Below are 12,980 nucleotides of genomic sequence, written 5' to 3' on the forward strand. Positions count from 1 at the left end.
CCGAAAATCCTCGACCTCCCCGACACCGCGTGGATCAACAAACCAGCAGAAACAACTGACACCGATCAAGAGCACGATTCGATAGCGGCGTAACACCCACTGGACTCATCCACCTTGACAAATTCCGGGGAGCCGACCCTGACGCCGTCACCAACCAAGGCCCACAGAATGCATCCCGCATGGCGTATGGCCGCCGTGGCCGCGGCCGCGCTGATGGCTACGGGTTCGTACACCACCATCGCTGGATTGATCACCGAACCTCTGGCTACAACCCAGGACTGGAGCCGAGGTGATATAGGTATCGCTGTCGCCATCAACATGGTTCTGTACGGAGCTGTTGCACCATTCAGTGCTGCTCTGATGGACCGCTACGGCATCCGGAAGATCGCCGTTTTCGCACTCTTGCTGCTTACTGGAAGCTCGACGCTTCTGGTGACTGCAACTCCGAGCGCGGGATGGTTCATCGTGTGGTGGGGGCTCCTCGTAGGTGTCGGCACCGGTTCCATCACCATGGTTTTCGGCGCGACCGTTGCCAATAGGTGGTTCGCGGACCGCATTGGGTTGGCCACCGGTATTCTCACTTCGGCCAGTGTCGTCGGCCAGTTCGCGATACTGCCGCTGCTATCGACATTGATGTCGCGTACAGACTGGCGAGCGCCGATCACAGTATGCGGAGCTCTGGCTGCAGGGGCCGCGGCTCTGACATTCTTCGCTCTTCGCGAGAACCCAATCGATCTCGGCGTAACCCGGTACGGCTCCAACCCTGACCGCGATCTCGAAGCGAAGTCAACGATCGGGTCTGGACAGAGCGCGCTGGCTCGCACCCTGCAAGTGCTACGCGCCTGCGTCCACAACCCCGCATTCTGGCTGCTTTCATTCATGTTCTTCCTGTGCGGCGCCACCACAAACGGACTTCTATGGTCCCACTTCACTCCGGCCGCACACGACCACGGAATGGCCGCGACGGCAGCCTCGAGCTTGTTGGCAATGGTTGGGATCGCGAACATTCTCGGCACAGTCTCGGCCGGGTGGCTCTCTGATCGGATGGAACCCCGCGTACTCCTTGCTGGATTCTTTCTGGTCCGCGGCTCGACACTAGCCGTCCTCCCGCTGATCTTTACCAGTCAAGTCAATCCAAGCCTGGTCGGCTTTGCCATCATGTTCGGCATCCTCGACGTGGCCACGGTGCCACCAACGATCGCGCTGTGCCGCCACTATTTCGGCGCTGACAGTGCACTTGCCTTTGGTTGGGTCAATGTTGCCCATCAGATCGGTGCTGGTGCCATGGCCGTCACTGGAGGCCTGATACGCGAATCTGCAGGTGCATACACATCCGTATGGATACTTAGTGCGTTTCTATGCGTCACCGCAGCCACGATGGGCAGCATGTCCGCAAAGATCCATATTAAGAAGAGCGACCAGAGAGAGGACGTCACAACGGACAGCAACTGACACCTGTTATGACAGGGAGAATTTTACTCGACAGGGCAGACAGATGCCGGATCGATCACCGGACAGGTTGCGCGGCACGGCGGGACACCACTGGTGATCGATCTGTTATGCGGTTTTGAACTTTGTCCGCAGCTAATGGTGGTAGCTTGCCGCTGTGCAATCGGGGGGCTGCGAGGTGTTGGGTTGGCGCCTGTTCTACACGCGCCATCAGTTGCTTCTGCCTCGGTCGATCGATGATCTGTCGGGTGATGCGCTGATTGATCTCGGCGAACGGTTCAATGCAGGGATCGAACGTGAAGGTGTGCCGTATCTGATAGATCCCTTGGGCCAGTATGACGTCGCACTCAATGACTTTTTCGCCACCGAGCTGACCAACGCACCTCCGACCACTCAGGCCGCATATGCGTATGACCTGAAGCGATTTTTGATGTTTCTGTGGGACAACCGGGCACAGCGTTCGTGGCGCGATGCGACGCCGGGTGATCGCGCAGCATACAAACATTGGCGATTGTTCGATCCGGCTGGACCCCGTGTGGAAGCGACGACGTGGGACCGTGAGGTAGCGACGGTAAACCAGTTCTATCGCTGGGCAGTTGCCCGCGGACACACCTCGTGTAACCCGTTCGTGCAACGCATGTCTCGCAGCCGCGATCTGCGGCGACGGCGTGGTGAAACGCCCGCGGAGGCATCCCACATTGGGCGGGCCAATGATGTCGCATGGCTCCCGCCGGGAGCGTATCGGCGGTGGCGCGAGGTCGGTATCCAAGGCTTCGACCCGTCGGGGCATCCGGATCCGGCGTTCCGGGGCCGGTTCGCCTCCCGGAACGCCGCATACTGCGATTTGATGATCCGCACTGGACTGCGTTTGGCCGAGCAAACTAGTCTCAGTGTGTTCGAGCTACCTCACCCCGTATCAGGCATGCTCAACGTTCGATCCTGGCTGCCGCTCAGCATCGCAAAGGGCGGGTCCGCCCGCCACATTTATTTTCCGATTTCGGCATTGACCCAGGTCTGGGACTTCATGACGATGGAGCGTGCGGAGGCTGTTGAGGTCGCACGGGCCAGCGGTGCGTACGAGCAGATCCGGAATCCATTGATCGTTGCGGATCACCTGCGCCCGTTCGTCGAGATCGGTGGCGCGCGAGTCGATGTTGCCAAGCTCACCCATGCCGAGCGACTCCGAACTTTCATGGACAAGTCCGACGGTCTGGAACCAATCGCAGTGTGGCTCAACGAGGACGGTCTTCCGAGCAAGCCATCGGCGTGGCAGGAAGTGTTCAAGACTGCAAACGTCCGATGTGCACACCGCGGGGTGACGATCAGGTGCCATCCGCACATGCTCCGACATTCGTTTGCAGTGATCACGCTCGAGCAACTGTGGCGTGGCCATATCCAGGAGCTCGCAACAATGTCGGTGCCACAGCGCGAAACGTACCAACGGGTGTTCGGCGACCCGCTGAATTGGGTTCGCATTCGGATGGGGCATCGCTCGATCGAGACCACTCAGATCTACTTGCACACCCTGTCTGAACTGGAGATGGAGACGCGCATGGCACTGGTCCCGGACGGGTGGGAGCCCACCACCGTCGACGAACGAGATGGCCACAACACTCCCGATTCCGCCGACCGCCTTGTCTGAGGCGCGCTCCACATCAGCACCCCGTACGGGACGGGACCAGATAGCGCCCCAACCGGACGGTTACTACGACCCTGGCACCATCGAGCAGATGATGAGTGGGTCTCCCACGGTGCACTTCCACGGCGAGGACAACCGAACAACGCGGTACTCGTTCGCACAGTTACCGTGCTCAGAACTGCACGACACTCTGGCCGTAGCGTGGGCGACTCGAATAGGTCCGGTAGGCGGTTTGCGGACTCGTTCAGGCGCTGACAACGGGTGGAACACCCTGAAACGGTTCCTCAAATTTCTCGGCGATCATCCACAGCCACCTACCAGGCTCGACCGAGTGACAGTCGTGCACTTAGAGGGCTACCACGCACAAGAACTCGCGAGGACAACGCCGCCCCAGGCAAGCAGGGAAATCACTGCATTGAAAGCGATTCTTCGCCACGTTCCAGGGACCGAATTAGACAGCGCAGTAGGCGAATACGTGTCCCGCAAACGCGAATCTCCTCACCCCCAGCAACCCAAGACCAGCGCGGTGATTGGATACTCCGATCGCGAATTCATGGCGATCATGGCGGCAGCACGCTCGGACGTCGCTGCCATTCGCGCGCGGCTGCGGTCCTCGCAGCAGTTGCTGGAGTCGTACGCCTTGCAGCCACACACGCTCTCAGCAGCCGAACGTGAGCGGGGCGCAAAACTGTCGGAGATGGCTGCCACCGGTGTGGTCCCGCCGCCACTTCGGCCCAGCGCCGTATCCGGTTCCGTCATCGACCTGGCCGGATGGGTCACGAAAGCCGCCGAACTTTTCGTCACTACCCAGGATCTGCTGCCTCTGCTCGTACTGGGCGTCGGACTCAGCGGCCGAAATGGCGAAACAATCAAAGAGCTCGCTCACGATCACCGCGTCCTCGACGATCGTGCCGTCGCGGTCAACATACTCAAGCGCCGGCGAGGCAAAGCCCGCACCCGTGAAACGGTCCATTGGGAAGGTAGTACGAAGGACGCCGAACTGCGTACCCCCGGCGGTTTCTTCCTTCTGCTGCACGAGTTGACCAGTGGCAGCAGGGCGTTCAGCAACAGCAGGCGGGTGTGGTCCATCTGGACACGGGACAACTTCCGAGGACCGAAAGACTTCATCGGAACACGTGCAGCTGCGCACGGTCACATCGACCCGTTCGAGTTGGAAGTGAGTCGATGGCTCGAGCACCGCAAGTGGATATCGCGGCACAGCCTGACAGCCGACGACTCGGCCCCGCTGGTGCTGTCGATGAACCGTCTGAAAACCACGGTTGAGGTCCGCAGGACACGTGCTGTCGGTGGTCATCTTCGGTCCGCTTCGAGAACGAACACACCGGACGTGTCTTTCGTGCATTACCTGCGTAGCGATCCGCGGATACGGGACTGGGCAGATGAGGTGCTCACGGAGGCACTACACGAGGCAGAACACAACGCTCACGCTTTCCGTGGACGGATCCTGGGGGCGTCCGAGTCGGCTGCGTTGACCTCGAATCCAGCTGGCATTGCCGCCGAGCTCGGCGTCTCGATCGATCAGATCCAGCGCGCCGTCAACGGCGAACTGGACACCTTGGTCAGTTCGTGTCTGGACTTCGAACACAGCCCATTCGTCCGCAGCGGGCCGTGTGCGGTGTCCTTTCTGACCTGCCTGCGCTGCCCCAACGCATTGGTCACCGAACGCCACCTCCCCCACCTGTTCGCGCTGCTCGACTGGCTGCAGCGCGAACTCGACAGACGCGGCATAGACGATTGGGTTGGGCACCATGGCAGCACCTGGTTGATCATCACCCGTCTGATTCTTCCCAAATTCACTGTGCCGCAACAGGAACGTGGGCGAGCCGAGAAGCCGGTCAACATGCCCACCGATCTGCTCGACGGCTTGAGGGAGCTCGCGTGAACGCACCACAAGCCCGCCCTGCACCACTCCGGATCCCGGCCCCGACGCTGGTACTCGCGGAAAGGGCGTTGAGACCAGATGCGGTGCTCGAGAACACAGCGCAGTTCTCGGACATGGTGTGGCCCTTGGCACCCGCACAGCGCCAACAACACCGAAAACAAATGTCGATCGACTTCACACACCTTCCAGAACGGTTCCGTACGACAGCAAAGCAGGTGGCGTACGCATTGCTCAAAGCTGACCGTCCGCCAGGGTGCGAGAACATCAGGTCGATCGACACGGTCAACAACCTGGCCTATCAGTTGTGCGGGGTCCTGCAGTGGATCGACGACCGTGGCCTTGGTTCGGTCTCTGCGACAACACACGACGACGTCATAGCCTTTCAACGGCATGTCGACGGGCTTCGCCTCACCGAGGGGAGCAAGGCTCACCTGCCGCGGGCCCTTCGGCTGCTGTGGCTGTGCCGAGCACACCTCGATGATTCATTGACCTTCGACCCAACAACCGCTCTCGACACACGGCCGAGAATCACGACGTACGGGCGCGAGAACGAGACCGCTCGCATACCCGAACAGGTGCACGCACCGTGTCTGGTGTGGGCCATGCGGTGGGTCGACGATTTCGCACCCGACATACTTCGCGCCGGCGCAGAGTGGAACTCACTGCAAAAACCCCTCACACCACCGGGACATCGCCGGGGATCGCATGTAGACACACCTGCCCGGGTCGCGGCGGTCTCTCGGGTCATAGCGCGGTATCGACGTGAAGGGCGCGCGCTACCGGGATATCAAGGGGCAGTGAACCTCAGCCATCTGCGCCGCGAAGCCCACGTGGCCCGGACCTCGGTGCAACCAACCCGCCCGGCCGGTGCGGTCATCAACGAAGCCGTCACCGAACTCGGGGTCGACGACGACACATACCTCTGGGCACCGATCGATGTGCTGTTCGACGGACAACCATGGCGGGGACGGATCCGATACGCAGAAGTTCAAGAGCTCTACCGGATGCTGTACATCGCCTGCTACATCGTCATCATCTATCTCTCCGGCATGCGCGACAGCGAGGTCAAACACCTACAACGTGGGTGTATATCCGTCTGGCGCGACAACACAGGCGCTATCGTGCGCCGCCGAATCAGCGGCCTGGCATTCAAGGGCGAACACGACGCCAACGGTGTCGACGCCACCTGGATCGTCACCGCGCCGGCAGAACGCGCTGTAGCCGTCCTCGCACAGCTACAACCACCGACGGAGAAATATCTGTTCACGACACCGCCGACATCTCCCCGGTCCCATAGTCCGCGACCCAATCCAGTGAGATCGACTGCAACCACCAACCGCGACCTGGCCGACTTCGTCGGTTGGATCAACAACTACTGCCACGAACACGATCGCAGCGACACGGTCCCGGACGTCGACGGTGCCCCATGGAAGCTGAGCAGCCGACAATTCCGACGCACCCTGGCCTGGTACATCGCCCGACGCCCCGGAGGCAGCATCGCTGGGGCACTGCAGTACCGCCACATGCGCGTGCAGATGTTCGAGGGCTACGCCGGCACCTCCCAGTCCGGGTTCCGCGACGAAGTCGAAGCCGAAGACGCTATCGCCCGCGGCGACAAGCTGGCCGACATGATCACCGGCCCCGACCGGCATCGACTGACCGGCCCAGCCGCTGCCGAAGCGGAACGACGGCTCGCCGAGTTCGAGCGTCACGTTCGACTCGACGGCACAGTCATCAACGACCCCAAGCGAATGCAACGTCACATGGCCCGTCACGACCCCAACATCCACCCGGGCGACTTCGTGACCTGTGTCTACAACCCCGATCGCGCCCTCTGTCGACGACGCGATGGACACGACGGACCGTCACTGCAGGACTGCCAACCGTTACGCTGCCGAAACTCCGCGCTGACCCCACACAACCGCGAGCACATGCGAGAGGCAGTGCAGTCCTACGATCACGAACTCGACACCGTGCTCCTCGCCCCATACGTCCGTCACCGCCTCCAGCTCAAACGGACCGAGATCGCTGACTTTCTTGCCCAGCAGCACGGTGGACCGGTCGAGCCGTGACGAAGAAGCCACTTCCCGATGACTCGGCAGTCCAGGCCGCGATGGCCAGCGTGCTCAGCGAAAGCGCAGCGTCCGGACGACGAGCAACCATCACATCAGTGGAGGCCCGCCTCGGCATCACCCACGCGACGTTCTACCGGAACTATCCCGCGCTCATCGACTGGTTTCAGACGCAACAGCGCAACCGAGGATCCGCGACCCCAAGGGCCGGAACCGAGTCTGCGACAGAGACTCTCGTCCGTATTCGACGTGAGAATTCCGACCTGAAGAGTCTGGCAGCGGTCTACGCAGAAGCAATCCGCCAACTGACACTGGACAATGCCGAACTGAGAACGCAACTAGAAGGGATCTCCGGCGTCACCACACTTCGACCTCGCTAGGAACTGTCCACCCCGACCCACGATCGGAGGGGCGCAGGCGAGGCTCTGACATAGAGTCGGGATTTCGGCTGCATTGGTTCAGGCGGTCTTGGTTTGTTCTTCCGGGACGGCGGCCGCAGGCTGGAGGCGTCGGATGGCCGCAGCCAGACCGGCACCTACGAGGGTGACCGCAGCGGCGACCCATCCCGCGACACGGAGTCCGTCGACGACGGAGTCGGCGGACGAATCCGCACCCAGCCCAGCATTGGAAACCGCAACGAGCGCGGAGAGGCCGACCGCCGATCCCAGGTACTGAGCTGTCGAGGCGAGCGCGGAGGCAACACCCTGCCGTTGCGGTGCCACGCCGGTCGACACCGACACGAACAACACCGGAAAGGCGAGCCCTGCGGGACGTGCGCCACACGAGCACACCTGGCAGCACTGTCCAGTACGAGCCTCCGACGGACATCCCGAGCGCCAGCAGAATCATCGAGACGGTGACTCCGGTCATCCCGACGACGAGGGTGAGTCGGATACCGAGGTTGCCGCTCATCTGTCTCGCGCAACGACGAGTGCACGTGTTGTACGCAATGCTGAAGTGCGGAAGGGCTTACGAGTCGCCTCAACGAACCGAGACCAAGATTGTTGCGGCCTGATACTGCGGGGCTGGACTGGATCACACAGGTGGACGGGTTCAATCGTCATATTTTGGTGTCGGCAGGCCCGCTTCGTCGGCCGAGAACGACTTGCAGCAGATGGACGAACATCTTTCGCTCTCCTGGAGTGAGGTCTTGGAGTAGCTCGTCCTGAGCTATCGACAAGCGGGCGTGTATTTCGATCATCTGTTGCCGCCCGGCGGCGGTGATCCGGACTAGGTTTCGGCGGGGATCATCAGGATCGGCGTTGCGCGCAGCGCCACCTAGTTGCTCCAGCTCGGCGATTCTGTTCGCTACGTCCTTACGGTCCATGTGGAGGTGCTTACCGACGTCCGCCTGGCTGCAAGGCCCATATTCATCGAGCGCGCACAAAATCGCGTAGTGATAGCGGCCCGCTCCCATTTCATCGAAAACCTCCCGTGAGGCGCGTGCAGCGACAACTGCCGTCTGAGTCATCAGCCAGCTAGGGGTCTCCAACAGGCGATTCGGCGGTTCGTAGTCCATCAAGCCCCCTTGCGTTGGTGTCACCAACAGCCTACATTGCGTTGGTAAGACCAACGATAGGAGCATCGATGCCTGGAAATTCCAGACCGTGGTACGTACTGGGGTGCGTTGTCACGGCTCAGCTGATGGTGGCCGTCGACGCCACAATTCTTGCGCTCGCACTGCCCAGTGCCATTGACGACCTAGGACTGTCGAGCGCCGGAGCAACCTGGGTGATGGCCGGTTACGTGCTCACCGCGGGATCTCTGATGATCACCGGAGGTCGCATCGCCCAAGCTATGGGATACAGACTGATGATGAGCTGCGGGTTGATAGTCTTCGGCATTGCCTCCGCTGTCGGGGGAAGTGCCGGCGATGGGCAGGTTCTCATTGCGGCCCGAGTAGTTCAGGGTGTCGGTGCTGCGGTGTTGACACCGGCAGCGATGGCCCGGTTGTCAGCCGCATTCCCCGGGGACGAACGTCAGCGCGCCTACGGCATCTTCGGAATGGTGATGGGCAGCGGAACCGCCATCGGCGTCCTGCTCGGCGGGATACTGACCGAGTCCGTCGGATGGCGATGGTGCATGTACATCAACATTTTGTTTGTTGTTGTAGCGCTTACTTTTTCGGCGCTGGCGCGAGACCGTTCCACACGGTCCGCTGGGCACTTTCGCGGAGCGTGGCGCGGGTTGATACTCGCAACCGGTGCGGGCGCGCTGTTGCAGGCATTGACTGAGACCGACAACCCGACCGCAGCTTTGACGTTCGCGCTGGCAGGAATAGTCGTACTTGCAGTTTTTTTGGTCCTGGATCGCACAGCGGACACCCCAATGATTCCGGTAGCGCTGTTCACCGCGAGCGCACGAGTGAGCGCCTACCTTGCCCTTTTTCTCTGGGGCGTGGCGACCATTGCCACTTTCGTGGGGGTAAGCGAGACGTTACAGCGCGATCTCGCGTTTTCACCCCTCGTCTCGGGCGCGTTGTTTTTGATTTACCCGGTGACGATCCAAACTGGGTTGCTCGTAGGACGCCGAGGTCTACTCGGCTCACCAGCGTCCTCGATCGGTATCGGCTTGATCCTGATCGGTATTGGGCAAGCGGTGCTGGCCGTATTTCCTGCGGGCTTGCCGAGTATTTTGCTCGCCCTGGGCATCATGGGATTCGGTACATCACGTGTCATGCCGACCGCCAACAGTGCCATGAACGAGAACGCCGGCCGCCATGCCGGAGTAGCCGGAGCCATCGGAAGCACTCTGCAACAACTCGGCGGCAGCGTTGGCCTGGCCATCCCCGTCGCTCTGTTGCCGTTCACAGACCACGCCGCGTCGGTGGCAGCGGGAGTGTCCGCCATCTCACTTGTTGCGGGTGCCATTTTCGTTCTTGCCATCCGGAAAACGCCCACTTTCGCTACAACGATTGGATCGAAGCAATGAAAATTCTGGTCACCGGGGCGACAGGGCGCGTGGGTCGCCAGCTGGTTGAAGAACTTGCCGGCCACGAAGTGATAGCCACTACCAGCAAGCAAACCCCACCTGATGTTGTCGACGGCCGTCGATGGCTCCAAGCAGACCTTTCCGACCCGACCCCCTGGCCACGTCTGATCCAGAACTGCGATGCAGCGTTTTTGTTTCCCGCCTTCGGTCACACCCAAGCCTTCATCGATGCGGCGGCACGTGTCGGTCTACCCAAGCTGGTCCTACTTTCGTCAGGTGCCGTCAGTGATCAGGAACAGAGTTTCATCAAAGCTATCCACTCCGAGATCGAACACTCCGCACGCTCCAGCGGCACGCCCACGATCACCATTCGCCCAACCGTCTTCATGTCGAATGACTTGCAGTGGGTCCAGGCAATTCGCGCACAAGAACCTGTTCGCGTGGCCTTCCCCGAAGCGGCCATGCCGGCGATCGCCGAACACGATGTCGCCGCAGCTATCGCTACATGCCTCACCCACGACGCAGGTACAGATGTTTTCGAGGTCACCGGCCCCCGCACATTGACGCAAATCGACCGACTCGAGATCCTGGCCGAGAAGTACACCAGTCGACGAGTGCCCTGGACCGACATCACTGACGAAGCGCGAACCAACGGCTATCCCGGAATGCCGGGCCCACCCGGCGACTACCTACTTCGCAATCTCGCCGACGCCGCCGCAACTCCAGTCCCATCCACTGACGTATTCGAGCAGCTAGTCGGACGTCCGGGATTGGACTATGCAGACTGGGTTGCATTGCAATAGGGCACGTCTGGCGGTGAAGTGCACATGGCGTACACCCCCGCGGCACGATGATTGCCTTTCCGCAATCGCTACGGAGCTGATGGAGCTCCACGAGGTGTCACCGCTGACGAAGAAAATAGAAGCACCCCTAGGTGCCCGCGATCTGCTCGGGATCAGAATAGGCGACATCGCCGATACGGTCGTCAACGCGCGTGACCTGCCGACGCCGGTGCCCCTCGACGAAGAGCACCCCCTCAGACACGGTTCACCTCGCGCTTCTTCGACTGAGATGCCCAACCTCGCATTGCGTTGGTGGTCATTGGTTGGCTCGTCCACCTCATCGCTGGACGACCCAGCGGCACTCCCCGGGGTGAGTCCTCGCCGTGTCCGTGATTTGAACGCTTCCGAGTTCGGTCTTACTCCGAAGGGGTGGCAACGTCTGGCGCGGCATCAACGAGCACGACGCCTCATCCTCAACGGCTACCCACTTGCGCGCGTGGCTACGGAAGCTGGATACGCCGACCAGTCCCATTTACAAAGGGAGTGGAGGTCTCTCGCGATGCAGACCCCCACACAGTCGAAGCGCTCCGAGTACTTCTCACCACCGAATCCCAACTGGAGGGCTCCGTAAGGTCTACATCGTCTGGTGCGATCTCTACGACCCAGCTCAGGTCAAGCGCAGTCTTGAGCCGCGCGGAGTCGCCGATTACCGGCAGCTCCTAGATCGACTTTGGACAATGACACAAGTTGAACGACCGTCATAAGATCTGCAAGAATCCCTTACCGTTACCCGTAGGGATTCGGTAGCTCAGTCAGCAAATCCATTGACCGCGTGTCCTGTTAACTGCACCAGACCGAGTTAAGCTGCTGGTCTGACGCTACGGGGGTGCGTGGGATGGACGAGTTGAAGCGTGCAGTGCGCGAGGGACGAGTCGAACTGCAGAAATCGGGGGCGGTGCGCCGCGGCGCGCAACCGGATTCGCTTCCGTATGTGGTCCATATGGGCGGAGTAGAGATCATTGCGATCTCAGAATATCTGCGGAGCCTCGTCCTCTCCGATGTGAGTCCACTGACAGTGCGCTCGTATGCTCACGATCTCCTGCGTTGGTGGCGGGTCCTCAGCGTCATCGAGATGCCCTGGGAGCGAGCTACTCGGGAAGAAGTCGAGGTCATGGTGGGATGGCTGCGATCCGCCGCCAACCCCCAGAGACGCCGCTCGACAACCTCTGCGACACAACCAGGTTCGGTGAATCTCAAGACTGGGAAACCCGTTCTTAAAGCGGGATACTCGCCGTCGACCATCAATCACGCATTGACGGTGATCTACTGCTTCTACGAGTTTCATCACCTCTTCGGCCGCGGTCCCGTGATCAATCCGGTGCCGTCGTCGCCGGACCGACGCCGCCGCCTCGGCCAGCGTCACGATTCGCCGGCGCAGCATCGCCAACGCCGCGCTCCCCTGAGACAGCGTCAGGCGCAGAAGGCACCACGATCGGTTCCTGACACGTCGTGGACCGAGCTGGTTGCAGTCCTCAAGCATGACCGCGACCGAGCCATATTCGAGTTCGCGGTGTCCTCAGGGGCGCGTGCCAGCGAGCTCCTCGGAGCGTGCGGGCGACACATCGACTGGGGTGACGGCAGGGTCTGGGTCGTCTCCAAAGGCAGCACTACTTTGTCGGCGGTCCCGGTCTCACCGCTCGCTTTCCGTTACCTTGCAGCATATTTCGAGCAGTCCGGAACACCGGGCGCGGATGAACAATTGTGGGGGACGTTGCGGGGTGAGCGTCGTCCACTGACCTATTGGGCGCTGCGCCGGGTGATGCAACGCGCCAACGCCGAACTCGGCACCAACTGGACCTTTCACGACATTCGCCACACTGCGGCCACCCGAATGTCGAAGGACCCGAATTTGTCGTTGGTCGAGGTGCAGACCGTAATGCGTCATCGACATCTGACAACGACTGAAATCTACATGCTCCCCCGTATGGAGGATCTGCTCGACAAGATGCAAGAACATTTCGCTCGCCCACGACCGGCGAAGGCCTTTACCTCTGGCTACTCCGCCGACGACATCACTGCGGTGTTCGGTGAGTAAAACGCGCACCGACCGGCCGAACAGGAAGGATCGAAACCCGGACACGATCAGCGCTACGAGATTCAGCAGGCCCACCATTGCTGCGGGATCCGCGCTTCCGCGTCTTCGC

General features: G+C 61.1%; 11 protein-coding genes. 9 read left to right on the forward strand and 2 right to left on the reverse strand.

Features of this window, described 5'->3' with window-relative positions; genetic code table 11:
• The first annotated feature begins 168 nt into the window (after positions 1 to 168).
• From QMK32_RS24680 to QMK32_RS24700, 5 genes are all read left to right on the forward strand, one after another.
• On the forward strand, positions 169 to 1,452 hold the full coding sequence (locus QMK32_RS24680) for an MFS transporter (protein WP_283478187.1): 1,284 nt from the start codon (positions 169 to 171) through the stop codon (positions 1,450 to 1,452).
• 154 nt (positions 1,453 to 1,606) lie between these two features.
• Positions 1,607 to 3,091: a tyrosine-type recombinase/integrase gene (locus QMK32_RS24685; RefSeq protein ID WP_283478188.1), complete on the forward strand. Its 1,485-nt coding sequence runs from the start codon at positions 1,607 to 1,609 to the stop codon at positions 3,089 to 3,091.
• Entirely contained in the window at positions 3,051 to 4,991 is a 1,941-nt protein-coding gene (locus QMK32_RS24690; RefSeq protein ID WP_283478189.1) for a hypothetical protein, read from the forward strand. The genes QMK32_RS24685 and QMK32_RS24690 overlap by 41 nt, the downstream gene beginning before the upstream one ends.
• Positions 4,988 to 7,063, forward strand: a complete 2,076-nt coding sequence (locus QMK32_RS24695) for a hypothetical protein (protein WP_283478190.1) — start codon at positions 4,988 to 4,990, stop codon at positions 7,061 to 7,063. Before QMK32_RS24690 ends, QMK32_RS24695 begins: the two co-directional genes overlap by 4 nt.
• Positions 7,060 to 7,443, forward strand: coding sequence for a hypothetical protein (locus QMK32_RS24700; protein WP_283478191.1), 384 nt, complete (start codon positions 7,060 to 7,062; stop codon positions 7,441 to 7,443). Before QMK32_RS24695 ends, QMK32_RS24700 begins: the two co-directional genes overlap by 4 nt.
• Before the next feature lie 78 nt (positions 7,444 to 7,521).
• Here QMK32_RS24700 and QMK32_RS24705 read toward each other — a convergent pair whose 3' ends face one another.
• Together QMK32_RS24705 and QMK32_RS24710 are read right to left on the reverse strand one after the other, a co-directional pair.
• Positions 7,522 to 7,803, reverse strand: a complete 282-nt coding sequence (locus QMK32_RS24705; RefSeq protein WP_283478192.1) for an MFS transporter — start codon at positions 7,801 to 7,803, stop codon at positions 7,522 to 7,524.
• A 320-nt stretch (positions 7,804 to 8,123) separates the two neighbouring features.
• The gene (locus QMK32_RS24710) at positions 8,124 to 8,582 is read right to left on the reverse strand and encodes a MarR family winged helix-turn-helix transcriptional regulator (RefSeq protein ID WP_283478193.1); all 459 of its coding nucleotides are present in this window, start codon (positions 8,580 to 8,582) and stop codon (positions 8,124 to 8,126) included.
• Between the two features lie 68 nt (positions 8,583 to 8,650).
• Between QMK32_RS24710 and QMK32_RS24715 the strand changes: the two genes are divergently transcribed.
• The 4 genes from QMK32_RS24715 (at position 8,651) to QMK32_RS24730 (ending at position 12,871) form a co-directional block, all read left to right on the forward strand.
• Positions 8,651 to 9,994 carry an MFS transporter gene (locus QMK32_RS24715; RefSeq protein WP_283478194.1) on the forward strand — a complete coding sequence of 448 codons (1,344 nt, stop codon included), beginning with the start codon at positions 8,651 to 8,653 and terminating at the stop codon, positions 9,992 to 9,994.
• Positions 9,991 to 10,797, forward strand: coding sequence for an SDR family oxidoreductase (locus QMK32_RS24720; RefSeq protein ID WP_283478196.1), 807 nt, complete (start codon positions 9,991 to 9,993; stop codon positions 10,795 to 10,797). The genes QMK32_RS24715 and QMK32_RS24720 overlap by 4 nt, the downstream gene beginning before the upstream one ends.
• A 79-nt stretch (positions 10,798 to 10,876) precedes the next feature.
• Positions 10,877 to 11,407, forward strand: a complete 531-nt coding sequence (locus tag QMK32_RS24725) for a helix-turn-helix domain-containing protein (RefSeq protein ID WP_283478198.1) — start codon at positions 10,877 to 10,879, stop codon at positions 11,405 to 11,407.
• A 264-nt stretch (positions 11,408 to 11,671) separates the two neighbouring features.
• Positions 11,672 to 12,871, forward strand: a complete 1,200-nt coding sequence (locus QMK32_RS24730) for a tyrosine-type recombinase/integrase (RefSeq protein ID WP_283478200.1) — start codon at positions 11,672 to 11,674, stop codon at positions 12,869 to 12,871.
• The last annotated feature ends 109 nt before the right edge of the window (positions 12,872 to 12,980 follow it).

It is taken from the genome of Rhodococcus sp. H29-C3, assembly GCF_030063405.1.
GTDB lineage: Bacteria > Actinomycetota > Actinomycetes > Mycobacteriales > Mycobacteriaceae > Rhodococcoides.

Bases quoted from the DNA above. Each gene is read 5' to 3' on its own strand.
- QMK32_RS24725 (WP_283478198.1), top strand. From the start codon at position 10,877: ATGGAGCTCCACGAGGTGTCACCGCTGACGAAGAAAATAGAAGCACCC.
- QMK32_RS24715 (WP_283478194.1), top strand. From the start codon at position 8,651: ATGCCTGGAAATTCCAGACCGTGGTACGTACTGGGGTGCGTTGTCACG.
- QMK32_RS24730 (WP_283478200.1), top strand. From the start codon at position 11,672: ATGGACGAGTTGAAGCGTGCAGTGCGCGAGGGACGAGTCGAACTGCAG.
- QMK32_RS24720 (WP_283478196.1), top strand. From the start codon at position 9,991: ATGAAAATTCTGGTCACCGGGGCGACAGGGCGCGTGGGTCGCCAGCTG.
- QMK32_RS24710 (WP_283478193.1), bottom strand. From the start codon at position 8,582: ATGGACTACGAACCGCCGAATCGCCTGTTGGAGACCCCTAGCTGGCTG.
- QMK32_RS24690 (WP_283478189.1), top strand. From the start codon at position 3,051: ATGGCCACAACACTCCCGATTCCGCCGACCGCCTTGTCTGAGGCGCGC.
- QMK32_RS24680 (WP_283478187.1), top strand. From the start codon at position 169: ATGCATCCCGCATGGCGTATGGCCGCCGTGGCCGCGGCCGCGCTGATG.